Genomic DNA, 20,685 nt, shown 5'->3' on the forward strand with positions numbered 1-20,685 from the left:
TTGGAGGATAATTTGCAATGATTAATTCCGGACGATGGTTCTGTTTATTCCATTGCTTTTAAATAGCTTTAGTCGTAAAATTAATCCTAAACAGATAGTATGTATGAAATTGAAGAAACCGGAGGTGCAAACATTGGATTTGGTCGGGCTACATGGCCATTTGCTAAATTACTAGTAAATAAAAATGAATTGCGATTAAATGCATCCATCATAGGCAACCTGTATTTCAGGCCTTCTGATATTATCTCTATCGAACCATCTTCATTATTTTCTGGAGCCGGTATAAAAATCAATCACAGGGTTAACGGATATAGCGCAAAGGTTGTCTTTTTAACATCAGGTAGGCGCGACTTGATAAAACGAATAGAAAGTACCGGTTTTTTAAATAACCCCGGACCTATACCATCTGAAGTTGAAGCCGAGATAATAAAATTTCAATCAAGCGGGAGTTTTCCAATGAAATGGCCTGCGGTGATTGTTTTTGTTGTCACTTGGAATTTACTATTCCTTGGCGATCAATTGGGTTATTTTGGCAAGACCAATAATCGTATCCCTATTGGGATGGGCGCACAATTGGCTTTAGCATTTGCTTTTTTGTTTGCCCTAACAATATTATTGTCGAAACCTTTTAGCCGACTTGTATTAAAAGACGGCCGTGAAGCGAAAGATATTAGATCATTCTTGTTTTTTTTAATGGCGATAACTGGATTTATGTTTACGGTGGTTTCATTCATACCACGTTAGCCACAAAAAAAGCCCTCAGATTTTAATCTAAAGGCTTTTGACTTCTAGGTGGTCCCGACGAGAATCGAACTCATATCTAGAGTTTAGGAAACTCCTATTCTATCCGTTGAACTACGGGACCTTTCAAATATGCGAAAATGCAGATATGCAAATTATAAGAAGTGCAAAGGTGCGAATTTTGATTGGTTTTGTCAAAATCATTTGCACATCCGAAATTTGCACATCTGCACATTCATTGCTTACCTCACTACCGAACCGTTGGGCATGGCATCTGCCGGGGCAACAAAGCTTAGCTTGCCATCAGCATCTTCGGCCATCAGTATCATCCCTTGCGAGAGTATTCCTTTTATCTCACGCGGCTCCAGGTTCACCAGCATGCTTACTTGCCTGCCTATGATGGCTTCCGGCTCGTAATGCTCTGCAATGCCCGATACTACAGTGCGTTGGTCTATCCCCGTGTCTATGGTTAACTTCAGCAGCTTTTTGGTTTTGGCTACTTTCTCCGCGGTTAAGATGGTGCCGGTACGGATGTCCATCGTGGCAAAACTATCGAAATTGATGTTCGGTTTAGCGGGTATTACCGGTGAGGCAACTTTAACTACTGCGGCTTGTTTCTTATCAGCCAGCTTTTGTATCTGTGCATCCACCGCTTCATCCTCTACCTTGGCAAAAAGCAACGCAGCCGGATTTAATTGGTGCCCGTTGGCAAATTCCATCTCCTGATCGAAGCTTACGGGCGCAATATTCAGCATGCCGAATATCTTGCTGGCGGTAACCGGTAAAAAGGGCTGCAGGCAGCTAGCAATATGGCCAACCAAAATCAAGTTATTATGTAGGGCTGCTTTGGCCGCATCGGGGTCTGCTTTAATCGTTTTCCATGGCTCTTGCTCGGTTAAATAGCGGTTGCCCATGCGGGCCATATCCATTACGTTCTGCATGGCCGCACGGAAACGATAGCTCTCCAGATTTTTGCCCAGTTCGTCGTAATAGCCGCCAAGCTCGGCATCTATTTTGGCATCAGTAAATTTTATGACCTCGTTACTGCTCTCTACCTTACCATCGTAGTATTTGTGCATCAGCACCATAATACGGTTGATGTAGTTGCCCAATATGGCCACCAGCTCATTGTTCACACGGGCCTGGTAATCTTTCCATGTGAACTCGCTATCGCTGGTTTCGGGGAGGATGGAGGTAAGCACGTAGCGCAGTTCGTCCTGCTTGCCGGGGAATTCCTCCAGATACTCGTGCAGCCACACGGCGTGGTTACGCGAGGTGGACAGCTTATCGCCCTCCAGGTTCAAAAACTCGTTGGCCGGCACGTTCTGCGGCAAAATATAATCGCCATGTGCCTTTAGTATCGCCGGGAATATAATGCAATGGAACACGATGTTATCTTTGCCTATAAAGTGCAACAGGCAAGCATCATCCTCGTCCTTGTCTTGTTTTTTCCAATACTGTTGCCAGTCCTTTCCGTTATCAATGGCCCATTGTTTTGTAGCCGAGATGTAACCTATCGGCGCATCCATCCACACGTAAAGCTTTTTGCCTTTGGCTTCCTCCAGCGGAACGTCTATGCCCCAGTCCAGGTCGCGCGTCATAGAGCGGGGCTGCAGGCCCGATTTCAGCCACGAGCGGCATTGGCCGAAAACATTAACTTTCCACTCGCCCTCTTTCTCGTCTATCCATTTTTCCAGCCAGGGCTGGTATTTATCAAGCGGCAAATACCAGTGTTTGGTAGGCTTCAGCACCGGGCGTTTGTTGCTCAGTGTAGATACCGGGTCGATAAGGTCGGTCGGGTTGAGCGAGGTGCCGCAATTTTCGCATTGGTCGCCGTAGGCCTTATCGTAACTGCAAACGGGGCAGGTACCGGTAATGTAGCGATCGGCCAAAAACTGGTCGAAATCTTCGTCGTAATACTGCTCTGAGAATTTTTCTATAAACTCGCCTTTCTCGTACAAATTCAGAAAAAACTCCTGCGAAAGATCGTGATGGATGGCGGATGAAGTGCGGTGATATATATCGAATGCAATGCCGAACTCCTCAAAACTATCTTTTATCTGCTTGTGGTATTTATCAATGATGGCCTGGGGCGTAGTGCCTTCCTTTTTGGCTTTAATGGTAATGGCCGCGCCATGCTCATCCGAGCCGCAAATGTACACCACGTCCTTTTTCATCAACCGCAGGTAGCGCACAAAAATATCTGCCGGCAGGTAGGCCCCTGCCAGGTGCCCGATATGCAAGGGCCCGTTAGCATAAGGTAGTGCCGAAGTGATAGTGTATCTTTTATATTGATTAAGTTGCGACATTAAGCGGGGATGTTTATTAATTTGCAAAGATAAATCTTTTAAGTCAGAATTCGGGAACGACGGAAAGTCCGTAAGGCCGAAAGAGCGGGGTGATGAGCCTTGAATATTAAAACTAAATTTTCCGGACTTATGCGGACTTTCGGACATTCGGACTTCAAAACACCTCCATACTTAAAAAAAGGCGATAAGGTGGCGATTACTTGCCCGGCCAAAAAGCTACCTGCGCCCATGGTAGATGCAATAAAGCTGCTTACGGATTGGGGGCTGAAGGTAGTACTGGGCGAAACTGTAACCGCATCCTACAACCAGTTTGCCGGCGACGACCGACTGCGGGCGAAAGATATGCAACAGTTTATTGAGGATGACAGCATAAAGGCCATTATTGCAGCCCGGGGCGGCTACGGCACCATCCGGATGATTGATTTGGTTGATTTTAGCCGCCTGGCCACCAACCCTAAGTGGATAGTGGGCTTTAGCGATATCACACTGCTGCATGCGCATATCATTGGCAATTACCAAATTGCCTGCATACACGGCCAAATGCCATTGAACATACCCGATGCATCTGCCTATTCGTTAGAAACGCTCCGCATGGCCTTGTTTGGTGAAGAGCTCTGCTATAAACTGCCGCCTAACGTTTCAAACCGCCTCGGCGATGCCAATGGAATCGTAATCGGTGGCAACCTATCTCTCCTGGTGGCATTAAACGGCTCGGTAAGCGATGTGGACTACCGCGGCAAAATACTATTCTTAGAGGATGTGGGCGAATACCGTTATTCCGTAGACCGGATGCTTCGATGCTTGAAACGCGCCGGCAAACTCAGCAACCTGGCCGGGTTAATCATTGGCGGCTTTACCGATATGAAGGATAACGACATCCCCTTTGGCCAAACCATACCAGAAATGATAATGGATGTGGTGGGCGAATATGACTACCCTGTCTGTTTCGATTTCCCGGCAGGGCACATCCCCAACAATTGCAGCATCATACTAGGGCAACAAGCAGCATTATCTGTAAAACAAGATGGCGTTACCTTAAGTTATTAACTTAAACAAGTAAAATTTTTATGGCATATTTAAGCAGTTTGAACAAGTATAAAGATTTCGGTTTGCTCATCATCCGCGTTGGGCTGGGGGCAATGTTCATTTACCACGGCTATCCAAAACTTATGGGTGGTAAAGAAGCCTGGATCGGTCTGGGCAGTTCTACTAAATACATCGGCATAACGTTTTTGCCCATGGTGTGGGGCTTGCTGGCCGCCGTGGTAGAAACCCTTGGCGGGTTGCTTGTGATATTAGGGTTGGCATTCCGTCCTGTATGCCTGTTGCTGGTTATCAACTTAATTGTTGCAGCACTTTCGCATTTTGGCAAAGGCGGCGATTTGGGTGATGCATCGCATGCGATAGAAGATGCCATCGTATTTGCGGGGTTATTCTTTATTGGCCCAGGAGCGTACAGCGTTGATAAGAAATAAAAGAGGGCCTGCCAATAGCAAGCCCTCTTCAATATTTCGGTTGTATTATTGATTTAACGCTTCGCCAAGGCCTATAAGGTATGCATCGTCGATATCGCCTTTGGCGGATGATGTGTATTTATCCAGCTTATCGGCATCTGCTGCAAATAACTCTTTAAACGCCTTCTTTTTAGGCGTAAATTTCACAGGCGCTCCATCTGCTTTTACTAAAAAGTAAAAATAGGTGGGCTGGTACTCGTCATACTTATTTCCGGTAGACGTCATTCCGTTGGTTTGGTACGTGGCTTTCATGTACCGGATGATGATTTGCTTATATATTTTGTATTTAGGGCCGTCGGCAATCACCTTTACGTAATGCGCATTATCTATCTCCGGCACGTAGGCCAATGTGGTACGCACAGCCTTATCGTCGAAAAGCGAGATGGTCTTTACTGTTGACCGATCTACCGATACGAATGTTTTTTGGTCGGACGTATAAAAAATATCTCCGCCCATCATATCGTAGTTAAACAGCAAGCCGGGATCTTGTATTACCCCGCCGTCTTTACCAATTGCAAACCCATGCATCCAATCTTCGCCCAGGAAACGATTACCCTGTACTTCGGCGGTAGCCCTAAAGCTTCCTAATGTGGTAATTGTCTGTGCATCGGCGCGTACCGCGAAAATGCTGCTGCCCGTAGCGGCACCGCCGCCGCCATCGCCAGCAGGCAGCGTGATATTAACGCCACCCTCTTTTACGGGAGCATTACCTGTACCATAGCCTTTAGCCGTAACAATAAGCTTCGAAGCCGGGTCGGCCTTTAAGGTATAGGAACCATCGGCATCGGTATAAGTAGCGTAAGGGTGCAAAGCGTCGCGCACAAAGGCTAGGGGCACGGGCTTACCGGCTGCATCAACCACTGTGCCTTGCACGGAAACGGTTTGAGCGAAAGAGAAACTTGCTACTAAAAGCAGCGCAAAAGAAAAGAGGGCATTCTTCATAGATATAAGATTTGGGTTAAATTTTGTTTCAAACGAAAATACACTGTAAGGCTTAGACTCCAAATATCGTAAAGAGTTTAAGCATTCAGAAAATATTCTGCCAAAACTTCATAAAACGAAAAACGGCCCTGGATAACCAGGGCCGTTTTATCACGAAAATAATATCGCTACTATTTGTGTGTGTATTTATCGATACTATACCTGAAACCACTTGAGTTTTGAACTACATACTGGAAGGTAAGTAAACCAAGCGCCTCGGCAAAGGTGTACGATTTTGTTGCATCGTAACCAGGTACAAAAATCACCGGCTGTTGCGTAACTGTAATACCATTTGCAGTAAATACGTTTGCAAGGTCATCTGGGTTAAACTTAAGGGTGAAGTTTTTGTAATGCAAAGCATCAGGTTTAGTGAAAGTAACCTGGTACCTTTCGGTAGCAAGGTAATAACCGCTGGTTACTTCAAAAATCCTTGGAGTTACAGGGTACACAATAACCTCATCGTCGAAAGAGCCGCCGGCAGGAGCGCCTGAGCCGTCTGCATTGTTCCTTCTTTCGTAATGCCAGTCGTACAAACCTGCGAAATCGTTACCGATAATCGAATAGTACTTGGTGTGGTAGTTTCCGTTGATGGTTTGGCCGCCGGCATCAGTAATGCTGATTGCAAGCAGGTAACTTTTCGCAGGATCCAATTTCGTTTTGTCGAAAGTAACCTTAACAACCTGTGTACGGGTGTTAGCCGGTACCACGATGCTGGTTTTATCGATTACGTAAGAACCTGCAGGGAACGGTTCGAACGCTACAGCAGTTTGCGAAGCGTTGTAAGCTGTCAGGGCAGCCGGATCAACGGCGATAGTAACCGTTAGGTCTGAAGAAAGTGGCTTAGGAGAAGCCACGTTCACCGCAAATTGTTTAACAATCGCGTCTGTAGATTCGGTTAAAGAACCCTTTGAGAAGTTCGATACACCGCTCATTGGAATCTCAACCGTAGTACCTACTCCGGCAAAGTCCACGTAATTGCTATCCTTAAGGCACGAGCTAAAACCTAGCATCGCCGTTAAGCCCAGCAGCATGGAATAATTTCTTATTAGTGTCTTTTTCATCTTAATCGTTTTATTTTTTAAATACTATATCGAGTATTATTATTCATTATAACGTAATAACAATTATTTCATCCAGAATATTTTCGACGTAAATGGATCGATAGTGCCTTCTGCGCCTACCGCGTCTGCATTCTGGGCATACTCTGAGGACGGGAAGAAAATCCTGTTAGGGATAGTGCTACCTATAGCTTTTGAATCGATAGAACGTGGCAAACCTAGAGGGAAGCCTGTCCTCTTATATTCAGAGAACGCTTCCAGGTTGGAGTACCCATTCAAAGCGATATATTTCTGGGTAGAAATAGCTTCAAATTTGTCTGGCGATGAATCCCAACCTGTATTAGGAATTGTCTGTGCTACGTACAGTGCGTATGATTCCTGAGGAGTATAGAACGTAGCTGCTGTTCCGGTACCAGAATCATAAGGCGTTTTCAGCAAAGTAGCACCGGTTATTATGAATGAAGCATGTATGCCGGCCAAATAAAGTGATTTTGCATCACCGGTAATCCATCCGCGCTGTACAGCTTCTGCTTGTAAAAATAAGGCTTCAGATGACGACAACAGGTTGGCATCCATTGATGCAGATTTTAACAAGCCAGGGCCGATAGCACTGGTACCTGCATTTGCAACCGCGTTAGGGTCGCCCAAAATGATACCTTTTACTGTACCAGGTTTGCCGGTAACGCCGCTCGGCACTGCAGCGTAGAATCTTGCAGCGCGCGGATCGGTATAAGCATTCATCAAATCTAAAGCAAACTGGTTGGCACGGTAGTAAAGGTTGTTACCGGTTTGGTTACCGCTCAAATCTGTACCGTAAATTCTCCAGAACGGGCTTTGCTGGCCCTGTACGCCTGCACCTGTGTAAGCAGGGTTGGCTTTTGCGTAGAAAGATTCGTCGATATAACCTTCAGCAGCAACAGAAGCCAACAATGGTTTTGCGGTACCGCCGCCTAAATTGCTTTGGCGTATAGCTAAACGAAGCAACAAGGTGTTAGCAAACTTTTTCCATTTGGTCATGTCGCCACCGAAAACAATGTCTGATACACCCGGGTTAGTTGCGCCGGCATTTGCATTAATGATGCCGATAGCTGCAACTAATTGTTTAGCCAAATCAGGATAAATAACATCTTTACCGCTATCGTATTTAGGGAAAAGGTAAACAGATGCGTTAAATGCCTGTGTGTAAGGCACATTGTTGTAAACATCTACCAATTGCTCAAAATCATAAGCTTTCATAATTTTGGCAATGGCCTGGAAATAAGCTAAAGAAGGGCTGGCTGCGCCAATTTTCTCCAGGTTATCAAAGTTAGTAGCATTTTGAAACAGCGGCGTAAACACCTGAAAATCAAGGTTTGTAAACTGGTACTGCTGCAACGCAGGGCTTGGTACGTAGTTACCGCTTGGGCTCCAAATACCGCCCCAAACACCTTGTACATTGTAGCTGGTGTTCACGATATCTGCTGCTACTTTTTCGGCGCCAGACAGGGCAAACTGCGGCGTTGATACTGAAGGCGTATTTGGGTTCACCTCCAGGCTCAGGAAGTCTTTCTTACAGCCGGAAAAGATAACACCCGTTGCAAAAAAAGCTGATATGATTAATGTATATTTTTTCATCGTCGTTTTAATTAAAAGAATTAAAAGGTTACTCTAAGATCTGCACCATAAATCCTTTGGCCCGGAACCTGGTTAGCATCTGTTACGCCAATAGCGTTACCTGCGGTGGTAGCAAACTCAGGATCGCTCCATGGGTTGTTTTTAGGTTTCCACAAGAACAAGTTGCGACCGGTGAATGAAAGGTTTAAGCCTTTGATGTACCTGGTGTTTTTAACAAACTGGGATAAGTTGAAGTTAAGGTTGATTTCGCGTAATTTCCAGAACGCTGCGCTCGAAACACGTGGCTGGTTAGCGGTGTTGTAAGCAGAGCTCTGCCAGAAACCGTAGTTACCATCTTGTACGGTAATGTTGGTGTTAGGCGTGTAAACAGGGGCTGCTGCTGTACCTGTATTTATTACAGAACCTGGGTAAACGAATTTTTGACGACCTGCAAGCGTAGAAATTAAAGAAGAACCTGCAAAGTTTAATGTACCACCTACAGCGTTGTAGATAATGTTACCACCGCGGTATTCGGCAGTTGCGCTCAAGCTAACGAATTTGTAGCTAAAGTTGTTGGTAACACCCCAAATGTATTTAGGACTGGTACGGCCAAAGTTTACCTGGTTGCTATTAAGCGATGGCAAACCTGTAGTAGCGCTAACGATAACGTTGCCGTTAGGATCGCGGTTCATATCGGTACCTTTGTAAACAGGGAACGGTTGACCAACTACTGCGAATATACCGCCACCTAAATCTAACTGGTTGATACCAGGGATAAGCGATATAACTTTAGAATCGTTGATTGAAAGGTTTGTTTTCACATCCCAGCCGAAACCTTTAGGGTTTGACAAGATGATACCGGCTACCTCAAACTCTTCACCGCTCGATTGGATTTCACCAGCGTTCAATACGGCGTTTGTAAAGCCGGTTGCACCAGAGGTACCTACGTTTAAGGTTTGGTTCTTACTGTTTTGTTTGTAGTAAGTAGCACGTACGTTGATACGGCTATCCAGGAAAGAAAGCTCAGTACCTACCTCAATTTCATTGATGATTTCTGGTTTAAGCGTTGGGCTGAAGTTGGTGGCGCCTAAGCTTAAGCCACCCAGCGTACCGTAAGGGAAACCACCGGTTACACCTACTGTATTTAACAGGTAGTAAGGAGGGATAGAAATGTTACCTACACGGCTAACTGATAAGTAAAACTTAGCATAGTTGAAAGTACGGTTGCCTTTTAAGAAAGACAATGCCTCAGTAGGGATGAACGAGATTTTACCGGATGGGTACCAGAATGAACGGTTAACCTCAGGTAAACGCGAATCGTGGTCGTTCCTTAAAGTACCTTCTAAGAATAGATAATCTTTGTAACCTATGTTCAAATCTGCAAAGTAAGCTATCTGGCGTATTTTGAAGATGTTTGTAGAAGCAGTAGGGAAACCCGATACGGTGTTGATGTTGTAGTAATCTTGTATCAACAATGTGTTGCTACCTGCCTGGATGTTGTTTAAGCTACGCTGATAAACAGTGTTACCCACTAATAAACTTGTTTTTAGATCTTTAAAGAAGTTGTAGTGGAAGTTTGCTGTTGCATCGCCCTGTAACCTTGCGTAACCATCGCCGGCACTTGTACCATCGCCAAATTGGTTAAAATCAGATACTCTGCCTTGCACAAGGCCGGTAGAGAAGCTTGCTTGCACGCTACCTGCACCGTAAGGGTCAGTTAACGAGTATGGGGTAAAGTTTACCTGTTTGCTGGTAGAGCGGCTTTGGTAGTTACCAAAGTTTTGAGAAACGTTGTAGCTTAAATCTAACCATTTGGTTGGCGTTAAGGTCATTTTCAAGTTAGACAAGAAAACGTCTTTCTGTTTAACAAACCTTGAGTTATCAGTTATCCAGTATGGATTGATAGCGTAGGCATCGTAAAAATCGCTTGGATTAGAGAATGTGCCGTTATTTGAATCCTGGAATTGTTTGATATCCAGGAATGCCGGCCACTGCATTACAGTAGTGTAAAGGATTGCACCGTTATAACCTGTACCGTAAGTGCTTACACTTGTACGGGTATAAGAAGCAGAGTAATCTACTTTGAATATACCGAATGTACGTGCGCCCCTTACGCTGGCAGATGTACGGGTGCTTTTATCTTTTGGAACTACACCTTTATCAATAACGTTTTGAGCAGAGAAGTAAAAAGAGTTTTTAGCATCGCCCTGTTGCAATGCAACCTGGTTTTGCTCCACTATACCCCTGTTGAAGAAAGAGGTGATAGGGTTTTGAGCTAATGCGCTGTATTTAGCTTTCAATACTGGTCCGTTAGGGCCGCCGGCAGGGTAACCAACAACAACCTCGCTGCCATCAAAAGCAGGTCCGTATAATTGGTTCTCGTATGGGGTGTACAAAGAGAAACCGGTGATAGGATCCAGGTAAGGAGCAGGCTCACCGCCGTAAGGGCCGTAAGCGCGTTGCAGCTCAGGGAAGAAACCTACAGTTTTGAATTGGAACGAGTTACCGTAAGTAATTTGCGGTTTGCCATCGCCTGTACCACGTTTGGTGGTAATGATGATCGCACCGTTAGATGCCTCAGAACCGTAGATCGCAGCAGCACCGGCACCTTTCAGTATCTGGGTTTCAGCGATATCATCCGGGTTGATAGATGAAATTGTACCGCTTGGGATTGGTACACCATCCAATACGATCAGCGCAGTGTTGTTACCGCTTAATGAACGGTTACCACGCAGCGTGATACGGATGCTTGGGTCGATGCTGTTATCAACTGACTGAACGGCCAAACCAGCAACCTTTGCTGTTAAACCGTTTGCGAAGTTGGTAACGTTTGTTTGGTTGATATCCTTGCCGCTTACACGTGTTGTAGCGTAACCAAGCTCTTTGGCTGCACGCTTAACACCTAAGCTACCTGTAACCACAACCTCGCCTATATCAGTAAAAGAAGATTCAAGCGAAACGTTGATCACGTCGCTGGAGCCAACTTTAACCTCGTAGGGTTTGTAGCCTAGGAAAGATACCACCAGGGTAGAACCGGCCGGAACCGATAGGGTGAATTTACCGGTTGTTGTGGTTTGGGTACCTGTAGAAGTACCTTTCACTTTCACCGTTGCGCCTGGGATTGGAAGACCGTCATCCTTGGCCACAACCGTACCGGAAACTGTACGATTTTGTGCATAAACCTGCGTTACGCATAACATCAGGAAACACAAACTTACTAGTAGAAGTTTTTTCATGTTTGTTAATAATAAGATCAGTTAATAGTTAATTAATCATAAAAGTAGTGTTACGCCATCAATAAATCAAATTAAATGTAAAAAAAAGGGTGGTTTTGTTAAAAAAAGTTAAAAAGTTAAAGAAAGTTAAAAAAATCCAGTACTATGTATTGCATAATACATTCCAAAACATATATCTTTGCATTATGATTGTTGAGAACACCCAAACCCAAATGAGGAAAGGCATACTGGAGTATTGCATACTTTCCGTTATAGCAAAGGGCGAGATATACGCATCGGACATAATTGCCGAGCTGAAGAAGGCCCGGCTGCTCGTAGTTGAGGGTACTTTATACCCCCTGCTAACCCGATTAAAAAACAATGGCCTGCTATCCTACAACTGGGTAGAGTCTACCTCGGGGCCGCCCAGAAAGTACTATGTACTTAGCGATGAGGGCCGTAAGGTTCTGGAACAGCTCGACAGCACCTGGCAGGAGCTGGCCTTCGCCGTGCAAACCGCCATAGGCGAGAGGAAAAATTAATCACCCCCCTTTAATCACCACCATCATGAATAAAACTATCATCATCAACATAAACGGCATGGTTTTCCATATAGAGGAAGATGCCTACGAGATACTAAAAACGTACATGTCGGCCGTAACGCGCCACTTTATGAACTCGGCCGACAGCCTGGAAATCACCACCGACATAGAAAACCGCATCGCAGAGATGTTCAACGATATTTTGCAGCGCGAAGGCAAACAGGTTATAGTTGCGCAGGATGTAGATGCCGTTGTACAGCAAATGGGCTCGGTAGAAGATTTCGAGGCCGAGGAAAACGGCGAGGCGGCGGGCCCGGCATTCGCATACGCCACCGAGAACCGCCGCCTTTTTCGCGATGCCGACGACCATCTGGTGGGAGGCGTAGCTGCGGGCATATCCAATTACTTCGATATAGATGCAATTTGGGTAAGGCTTGGCTTTGTTTTACTGTGCGCCGGCGGCGGCATTGGCCTGCTGCTATATATAATACTGTGGATAGTTGTCCCTAAAGCCGTTACCCGTGCAGATCGCATGGCCATGAAAGGCCAGCGGCTGGACCTGCAAGGCTTTAAACAAAACTTTGAGCAAGAACTTAGCGGCGTAAAAGGCAACCTGCACACCCTAAAGCACGAAGCAAAGCCACTCGCTTATAAAACCCGCGATTTTGCCGGCGATGTGTTCACCCATTTTGGTACTTTTATTGGCGGCACCGCCAAATTACTGTTTAAGGTGATTGCCATAGCCATTTTAGTAAGCTGCTTTGCGGCCATGATTGGGCTGGTAATTGCCATCATCACCTATGTTGTTTATGGCAACGCTTTCTTAATGCATGTATTCCCTTTCAACATTGTAAACCGCGAAGCAAATATGGTGTTCTTTATCTGCGGATTCCTTACCATGGCTTTGCCGCTGCTCACGATAATATTGGTTATCATCAATACTGTTTTCAAAAGCAATGCTATCGGCCGCACCACCGGTACAGCCCTATTAATGGTTTGGGTGATCTCAATCAGCATCGTAATATACTATACGTCGAAAGCGGCGGCCAATTTTAGAGAAGGCGAAAGTTTTAATCAAACAATTAGCATTCAGCCACAAGCAGATAGTACCTACTACCTTAAGCTAAATGATATTAAATACCTTACAAGCGATGACAGCCTGCGATTGGATATTAAAGGCAAGTTTAGCAACCGTGTTATCCTCGATAATGATAACGACGACAATATGGATATGCCGGGCAGGAACATATATATGTCCATCGAAAAAAGTGACGTACCTAAACCCGTTTTAGTTGAAACATTTAGCGCCCGTGGCTTTGATGAAGTTGACGCTTTAGCAAACGCACGCGCTATCAGTTATCAATTTGTGCAGGAAGGTAATGTACTAAAGTTTAATCGCCATTTTGACAAGCGCATTGATAAATACCGCGACCAGGAGTTACGTCTTACTTTAAAAGTGCCGTTAAATTCTAAATTGGTTATAGATGAGGACATGAGCAACTATATAGGGGGCATTAATATTTACGATTGTAAGCGCGATAACAAACAGGAAAATGCGCCATCGGCTAAATTTATTATGACCGACAACGGCTTACAGTGCAAGGTTGATACGCTGGTTTTGCCTCAAAGCAAAAAAGTTGCTATACCTGCAGATAGCGCAAACACAGGCGAATAATGAAACCCTTTATAAAGTATATAAGCCTGCTGCTGTTCAGCGGGCTTATATTACCTTTTTGCATCCTAAAACACCCCTTAGCGGCTACTCTTCTGCCCGCCAAAAAGGCGACACAATCCATTAAGGCACAGCCACAAAAGCCGATGGACTACGGCTTCTTTATCTGCCCCGAAGTACTGGAAACGCTGTTCCCTGTACTAAAAAGTGAAAAAAGCATGTAACCTTCGCCACTGTTTTTGCATCTAACCAATAAACAAGGCCCCTGCCGTTAATACAAACGGCCGGATTAAACAAAGACCCATGCAAAACATACATATAACCGCCAACCAAACCCCTGCTGCCATTTGATAGCACGGTACTAAACTCCATTTACTTACTAAACAAAAAAAAATTGAGGGCGACGCCCCCACGGGATTCTATTGCTAAATTTTTACCCCTATGAAAACCATCATCCGCCAACTATATATATTAATATGCATGTTGTTTTGTGCAACGGCATACGCCCAGCCTAAAATTGCCACGCCGCAAACCCTTACCATCACCGGCTCGTTGCTGAACGAACAAGGCAAACCTGTAGATTACGCTACCGTAACGCTTCTGCGCGCTAAAGACTCTACCGTTGTGAAAGGCACTTTAAGCACGGATGCAGGCACCTACACTTTCGACCATATTGCAGCGGGTAGCTACATCGTAACTGTAACCAACCTGGGCTACACCAAGGCCTATAGCGCCGCCATAGATGCCAACGGCAACCAACAAACAGTTGCTGTGCCGGCCATAAAAATGCAGGCAAACAGTCGCAACCTGCAAACGGTAACCATCAGCGGCACCAAGCCCCTGATAGAGCGCAAGATAGACCGCACCGTGATGAACGTTGAAAACAGCGTATTAGCAGCAGGCAATACCGCGTTAGAAATTCTGGCCCGTGCCCCGGGCGTATCGCTCGATAAAGACGACAACATCAGTCTTAAAGGGAAAGAAGGCGTAACCGTGATGATAAATGATAAGCTTACCTACCTTACGGCAGCGCAGCTGGCTACCCTTTTGAGATCTACCGACGGCAGCACCATCAAATCCATCGAGATCATCACCAATCCGTCGGCTAAATACGATGCTGCCGGCAACTCGGGCATCATCAATATCAAGCTGAAAAAGAACACCCAATCAGGCACTAACGGCAGCCTCACCGCAGCAGTAGCACGCGGCAAGTACTGGAGGGAAAGCACCAACCTGAATTTAAACCATAAAGAGGGCAATTTAAACGTGTTTGGCTCTTTTGGCAGGGGCGATATCAAACGCGGGCACGATTTATCCATCAACCGTGTAATTACCGACGATGCCGGCAATAAAACCTACTTTAACCAGCTATCCTCGATGCCCGGTGTAAATCACTATAACAATTACCGCCTTGGTGCCGACTACGACCTTACCCCGAAACACACCATCGGTTTTGTGTTGAACGGATACGCTAACACAGGCCGCGACGATAACAACAACTCTACCATTATTGGCAAACAATTTGGCGTGGCCGATTCATCACTGCATACTACATCGCTTGTAAAACAATCCTATAAAAACTTTGCACTTAACTTAAACGACCGCTACAAAATAGATACCGCAGGGCAGGAAATCAGTTTCGACCTCGATTACTCGAAGTTCCGCAACAACTCGAACGCTGATTACCATACCGATTACTTTTTGCCCGATGGCAGCACCCAGCATGCGCCGCAGATATTGCGCAACCAAACGCCCTCTACTATATCTATATATACAGGCAAGTTCGATTATACCAAACCCATCACTAAAACCATCAAACTGGAAACCGGCGCAAAATTCAGCAGCGTAAAAACAGATAACGACCTGCAGGCCCAGATTGTGAGCAATGGCGTACTGATAAACGACGTAAACCGCACCAACCGCTTTATTTACGACGAGAAAATAAACGCGGGCTACATCAACCTGAACAAGCAATTCAAGAAAACATCTATACAGTTGGGTTTACGCGCCGAGCAAACAAAATCTAACGGTAACCTCATAGGCAGCAGTCCGGTAAACCGCAGCTACCTTAACTTCTTCCCGAGCGTATTCATCAACCAAACGCTGAATGATAAAAACGAACTGAATTTTTCATACAGCCGCCGTATAGATCGCCCGGGATACGATGACCTTAACCCTTTCATCTACTACCTTGATCCTTATACCTACAGCCAGGGCAACGCGTTCTTAAACCCGCAATACACCCAAAACTTCGAGTTGAATTACACCTACAACCATGATTTGAACGTTAGCCTGGGCTACAGCCTTACTACCGATGTAATTACCGAACTGATATTAACGCAAGGCAACAAATCGTTCGAGACGCATCAGAACTTAAAAACACAAAAAAGCTACAACATCAATGTGAATACGCCTTTCAAAATTGCCAAATGGTGGACCGGCAACATCAACGTAAACGCCTTTTACCTGGGCTTCAACACCGACTCTACCTCGATAGTGAATTTCAACGACGGGCAGTTTGCCGCACAGGGTAAACTGACGCAAACATTTACCTTCGGTGCTTACCGCTTTGAGGTGCTGGGCGATTACCGTTCGCCCTTAACTTATGGTATTTATAAAATCAAAGCCCGTTACTCTATAGATGCCGGCGTAAGCCACTCGTTTGCTGCCAAAAAGTTGAATGTGAAATTGGCCTGCGACGATATCTTCTTCCTGCGACGCAACGACCTGAGCAGCCACATCGTAAACAACAACTTCGATATCAAACAAAGGAACGATACCCGGGTAATGCGTTTAACCCTCACCTACAACTTTGGCAACAGTGCCATCAAAAGCCGCCAGCACCGCACCGGCGCCGATGACGAAAGCAACAGGGTGAAGGGGTCGAATTAAAAAACCTCCCAGGCCCCCTATCCGAAGGGATTCTTCAGATAGGGGGCTTTTTATTTCGTAACCGGGAAAATCGCCATTAATATAACAGATAGCAATATGCGCGGTGGTGGCACGATATTGACACCATTTTATTATTTTTAATCAGCTGATTACAAGCATCTTGATAATGTTCACGGCGTTCACGCGCGCCAGCGTGAACACTTTTGGCGTGGTTTAGAGGTTTTGCAGGCATACAGCCCCTTATACCTCCTTCGCCGGTAAAGCGGGGTCATCAAAGGTTTATGCTTTGCTGCGCCGCTGAAGCTCTGGCGCAAGCGACAGGGGGCTGCGCTGTCTCCTGGTTTTTTTGTTGTGTTCTAAATGTTGATATTGCAGCACCTAACAATACAACATGCCCAACGCAAGCACCTCGCAACCGAAACCCATACGCTACAAACAATTAGATAGCCTGCGCGGCCTCGCCGCATTATGCGTTTTTGTTTCGCATTGCTTTTTGATGCTGAATCCTGCCGGTGCCTGGGTTATGGTTGTAAAGCAAAGCCCCTTAGGTATCCTGCTGAATGGCCGGGCGGCGGTGATGTTCTTTTTTGTGCTCAGCGGTTTTGTGTTGAGCTTGCCCTTTATCAATACCGATAAACCCTTAAAACTCACAGAGTTTTACATAAAACGCATTTTCAGGATATACCCGGCGTATGTGTTGGCTATATTGTTTGCTGTTATCTTAAAAACCTACGCGTTCCGGCCCGAGGGTGTGGCCGGTTTCTCTGATTGGATACGCAGCTTTTGGGGCTGGCCATGGGATGCCATGCATCGCCAGGAAATCATCAAAACCTTCTTGCTGATAGGCCCCAACTTCGATGCCGATATCATAGACCCTGTTATTTGGAGTTTGGTGGTGGAAATGAAGATGTCCTTACTGCTGCCCTTCTTTATCTTGGTGGTATCGCGCGGCAACCTGTTGTTCAACCTGCTGTTCTTTTTATTGGTGCTGGCGCTGATTTACAACCACGCAAACGGCTTTCTGGGGGTGTTTTACATCGGCGTGCTCTGCGCAAAATATAAAGAAGAACTCCAGAGCCGCATCCGGGCTTTGAGTACTACATGGGTGCTGGTGCTGTTATTACTGGCCATATTCTGCTACAACATCAGTTTTGAATTTTACAAGCCATGGGGCGATAGCAGCAGCCCATTTGCCTATTTCTGGCGCGATTATACCAACGCCATCGGCGGCGCCATCATTATGATGATTGCTTTGGAACGGACGAGGATTGCCAATGCCCTGCAAATACCGCTGTTCAATTTTATGGGCGACAGCTCTTATAGTTTTTACCTGCTGCATATGCCTTTGCTGATTACGTTTTGCGGATTGCTTGGCAACAAATTCCCTGGCAGTGCGGCTGTAATTATGCTATCAGCCATTATCGCGGCATACGCACTAAGCTTTGCGGTATTTAAAATGGTGGAAATCCCCTTTCAAAGTCTTGCGAAAAAGCTGGTTAGCAAGTGGCCGCTATTACGCAGCCTGGATGTTAAATAGAAAAAGCGACTCACAGATGTGGTCGCTTTGTTATATAAGTCTTATCGAATATTTGGCAGACGGCAGCTAACTGCAAACTGCCAACCGAATTACTGCCCCACCATAAACACGGCGTTGCTGAACAGCAGCTTGCCATTTTCCCAGAAACTGCGGAACAGCGGGTCGTCGGCCATAAAGATTACCGAACCGCGGCCCATGCTTTGCACGCCCAGCAACAGGCCGTTGGCTATACGTTGTTTAGATTGCGCCCCCACAAAGCCCGATACATACGCATCTTTTTTGATGGTACCCACGTTCCAGCCGTCGTCGCCAAGCAATTCGTAAATATCATCGTTCATTTTTAGGGTGTAGTAAAAGTTTGGCAAACCGAAGCCTAAGGGATGCGTATTATCCAGGTTCATTTTGAATATTGCGCCGGGGATACCGGTAGATATCGCATCGCGTTCGCGGTTAGCGTAAATTTTCACCGTCGCGGCATCTTTCTTATCGTCTTTTTTCCCTTCCTTCAGTTTAATGCCGAAGTCCTTTTTATCTGCCAGTAGCGATGCTGCATTCTCCATCGCGATCAAACGGCCGCCATCGCGCACCCATCCCAGTAATTTATCCGAGGGGAAGCCATCGTAACGACCATCCGGGAAAATCATCACATCGAAATCAGAGAGTTTACTGCGGCCAAGGTCTGCGTATTTGATGAGGGTAATCGGGTAGCCTATCTGTTGTTCAAACAAATGCCAAACCTCGCCCATCGCTTCGGAATTTACGCCGTCGCCGGCCATCAGCGCAACACGTGGCTGTTTGATGAAGTGAACCTCGCTGGAGCCAATGTCGTTACCCTTATCCATAAAACCGGTGGATATCGGCGTAAGCTCGTGGCCCAGTTCGGCGGCGGTTTGCGTAACTACCTGGTCAAAATCGGCGCGGTCGTTGCCTGCCCGGGTCACCAGTACCGAGCCGGCCGGGAATTTCTTGCCTGCAATCTCGAACGGCGTTTCGGAGTAGCGGGCTTTGATGCCTTTCTTCATAATCGCCGCTAAAAAGCGTACGTCTGCTATCGACACCCACGACGATACATAGGCATATGCATGCGTATTTTGTAAAGCGGCAGGCTTAGCTACGTTCCAGCTTGCGGTTGCCGGTTTCAATGATTCTTTTAAACCATAAGCGCGCAGGCCGTAAGCATAAGGCAGGGCCCAGGCGGTAATATCATAAGTGGCCGAATCGGCAATAAAAGTGGTAGGCTCCATCAGCACGTTTAACAAAACGGCTTTAGGTTGATAGGCGTTTATCACCAGGTCGTTGGCATCCACGTTGTAGGTCTCGGTTTTACCGCTAAAGTAATCGTACCCGGTAATCGTTTTAGTCGACAATCCATAGCCGTACTGTATGCCGTTGCGTGCCAGCAATTTGGCCAGCTGGTCTACCTTCTCATTATTATCGTTCCTAACTACATAGGTTTTATACGCACCCGGAGGGTTGGTTTTGGCGTTATCATAAAACTTCTTAAACTCCGACAATAGCTTCGTTGCGTTATCGGAAGAAGTTTGGATAGTACTGATGGCGGTAGAGTGATGGTGCGCCACACGCTGCACCAGCGTTAAGGTATCGCCGCTACGGGTAACCACTGCCAGGCCGGCACCAATGCCGCCCTGTTCGTAGGTCATGCCTATCGAGCCATTATACAGCGGGTAGGTGTCCCCATACGATGGGTACAGCAAATCGAATACCTGCTTGGTAAAATACATCCAACCGTTCTTATCAAAATCTTTGGCGTTGTTTTTACCTATCGTTACCTGGAAATCGCGCTGCCATTGGGTAATATCTTTATGATATGGTTCGGCAGCCGGTGCAAAGTAATATGGCGCGTTATAGCCTTGTTCGTGGTAATCCACATGTACCTCGGGTAACCATTGGTTATAAAGGCCAACCCGGTTTTGGGTTTCTTTTTGTGCCTGCCATGACCAGTCGCGGTTCAAATCGAAATAGTAATGGTTTACCCGGCCGCCCGGCCACGGTTCTATGTGTTCGCGCGCGGAAGGTGTTGGGTCGGGCTTGGCACCTTTCACCGAATTATAAAAGTTTACGTAGCGGTCGCGTCCATCAGGGTTTAGGCATGGGTCTATCACCACCAATGTATTCTTTAACCAGCCTTTGTTGCGGGTGCTTGCCGGGTCAACCAAATCGAAGAGGGTCCACATGGAGGCTTCGCTGGATGCCGGCTCATTACCGTGTACGTTAAAGCTCAGCCATAAAATAACGGGCGCGTTGGGCAGGTCGGCGTTGCCGCTTTCTATGCCGGCCAGTTTCAAGTTATTATGACGAATTTCCTCCAAACGGCCTATGTTTTCGTCAGATGCGATGAACATCGCCAGCTGCGGCCGGCCCTCGTTGGTAGTACCGAATTGCTGCAGCTTTACGTTTTTAGATGCTGTGGCTACGTATTTAAAATACTCTACTATACGGTAATGCGGCGTAAACTGCTCGCCAAGCTTATAGCCTAAAAATTGCTCAGGCGATTGGATACTTTGGGCAAATGCTGCCGTGATGGATGCGACAGCAGCGAAAACGAGGAGTACTCTTTTTATCATACGATGAATCTTGGGATGATGCAAAGGCTAATATGAGGAAAAAAAA

At 46.2% G+C, this 20,685-nt stretch carries 14 protein-coding genes and 1 tRNA gene; 8 read left to right on the forward strand and 7 right to left on the reverse strand.

Annotated features, from left to right (window positions below; all coding sequences use genetic code 11):
* Positions 1-99 precede the first annotated feature (99 nt).
* Complete coding sequence (locus tag AC1DXC_RS03235; RefSeq protein ID WP_477457697.1) at positions 100-744, forward strand: hypothetical protein; 645 nt, start codon at positions 100-102, stop codon at positions 742-744.
* 49 nt (positions 745-793) lie between these two features.
* On the opposite strand, the gene AC1DXC_RS03240 is transcribed toward AC1DXC_RS03235, so the two are convergent.
* Both AC1DXC_RS03240 and metG read right to left on the reverse strand, forming a co-directional pair.
* Positions 794-865: transfer RNA gene (locus AC1DXC_RS03240), tRNA-Arg, on the reverse strand.
* 118 nt (positions 866-983) lie between these two features.
* A complete protein-coding gene (gene metG, locus AC1DXC_RS03245) occupies positions 984-3,050 on the reverse strand; it encodes a methionine--tRNA ligase (protein WP_477457698.1) in 2,067 nt (688 codons plus the stop codon).
* 129 nt (positions 3,051-3,179) lie between these two features.
* Here metG and AC1DXC_RS03250 point away from each other — a divergent pair, with 129 nt between their 5' ends.
* Positions 3,180-4,097 (forward strand): S66 peptidase family protein, encoded by a 918-nt coding sequence (locus tag AC1DXC_RS03250; RefSeq protein ID WP_477457699.1) that lies wholly within the window; start codon positions 3,180-3,182, stop codon positions 4,095-4,097.
* Positions 4,098-4,117: 20 nt separating this feature from the next.
* Entirely contained in the window at positions 4,118-4,525 is a 408-nt protein-coding gene (locus tag AC1DXC_RS03255; protein ID WP_477457700.1) for a DoxX family protein, read from the forward strand.
* A 45-nt stretch (positions 4,526-4,570) separates the two neighbouring features.
* Here the strand turns inward: AC1DXC_RS03255 and AC1DXC_RS03260 are convergent, their stop codons facing one another.
* The 4 genes from AC1DXC_RS03260 to AC1DXC_RS03275 all read right to left on the reverse strand — a co-directional run bounded on the left by AC1DXC_RS03260 (position 4,571) and on the right by AC1DXC_RS03275 (position 11,432).
* On the reverse strand, positions 4,571-5,506 hold the full coding sequence (locus AC1DXC_RS03260) for a carboxypeptidase-like regulatory domain-containing protein (protein WP_477457701.1): 936 nt from the start codon (positions 5,504-5,506) through the stop codon (positions 4,571-4,573).
* 170 nt (positions 5,507-5,676) lie between these two features.
* Positions 5,677-6,606 carry a DUF1735 domain-containing protein gene (locus tag AC1DXC_RS03265; RefSeq protein WP_477457702.1) on the reverse strand — a complete coding sequence of 310 codons (930 nt, stop codon included), beginning with the start codon at positions 6,604-6,606 and terminating at the stop codon, positions 5,677-5,679.
* Between the two features lie 63 nt (positions 6,607-6,669).
* Positions 6,670-8,217 carry a SusD/RagB family nutrient-binding outer membrane lipoprotein gene (locus AC1DXC_RS03270; RefSeq protein WP_477457703.1) on the reverse strand — a complete coding sequence of 516 codons (1,548 nt, stop codon included), beginning with the start codon at positions 8,215-8,217 and terminating at the stop codon, positions 6,670-6,672.
* Between the two features lie 20 nt (positions 8,218-8,237).
* Entirely contained in the window at positions 8,238-11,432 is a 3,195-nt protein-coding gene (locus AC1DXC_RS03275) for a SusC/RagA family TonB-linked outer membrane protein (RefSeq protein WP_477457704.1), read from the reverse strand.
* 185 nt (positions 11,433-11,617) lie between these two features.
* Here AC1DXC_RS03275 and AC1DXC_RS03280 point away from each other — a divergent pair, with 185 nt between their 5' ends.
* From AC1DXC_RS03280 to AC1DXC_RS03300, 5 genes are all read left to right on the forward strand, one after another.
* The gene (locus AC1DXC_RS03280; protein ID WP_477457705.1) at positions 11,618-11,953 is read left to right on the forward strand and encodes a PadR family transcriptional regulator; all 336 of its coding nucleotides are present in this window, start codon (positions 11,618-11,620) and stop codon (positions 11,951-11,953) included.
* A gap of 25 nt (positions 11,954-11,978) precedes the next feature.
* Positions 11,979-13,628, forward strand: a complete 1,650-nt coding sequence (locus tag AC1DXC_RS03285; protein WP_477457706.1) for a PspC domain-containing protein — start codon at positions 11,979-11,981, stop codon at positions 13,626-13,628.
* The gene (locus AC1DXC_RS03290) at positions 13,628-13,849 is read left to right on the forward strand and encodes a hypothetical protein (RefSeq protein ID WP_477457707.1); all 222 of its coding nucleotides are present in this window, start codon (positions 13,628-13,630) and stop codon (positions 13,847-13,849) included. The genes AC1DXC_RS03285 and AC1DXC_RS03290 overlap by 1 nt, the downstream gene beginning before the upstream one ends.
* Before the next feature lie 217 nt (positions 13,850-14,066).
* Complete coding sequence (locus tag AC1DXC_RS03295; protein ID WP_477457708.1) at positions 14,067-16,517, forward strand: TonB-dependent receptor domain-containing protein; 2,451 nt, start codon at positions 14,067-14,069, stop codon at positions 16,515-16,517.
* A 391-nt stretch (positions 16,518-16,908) separates the two neighbouring features.
* Positions 16,909-18,054, forward strand: a complete 1,146-nt coding sequence (locus tag AC1DXC_RS03300; protein ID WP_477457709.1) for an acyltransferase family protein — start codon at positions 16,909-16,911, stop codon at positions 18,052-18,054.
* Positions 18,055-18,143: 89 nt separating this feature from the next.
* On the opposite strand, the gene AC1DXC_RS03305 is transcribed toward AC1DXC_RS03300, so the two are convergent.
* Positions 18,144-20,639: a M14 family zinc carboxypeptidase gene (locus AC1DXC_RS03305; RefSeq protein WP_477457710.1), complete on the reverse strand. Its 2,496-nt coding sequence runs from the start codon at positions 20,637-20,639 to the stop codon at positions 18,144-18,146.
* Positions 20,640-20,685: the final 46 nt, after the last annotated feature.

Source organism: Mucilaginibacter sp. P2_D11 (assembly GCF_056404435.1).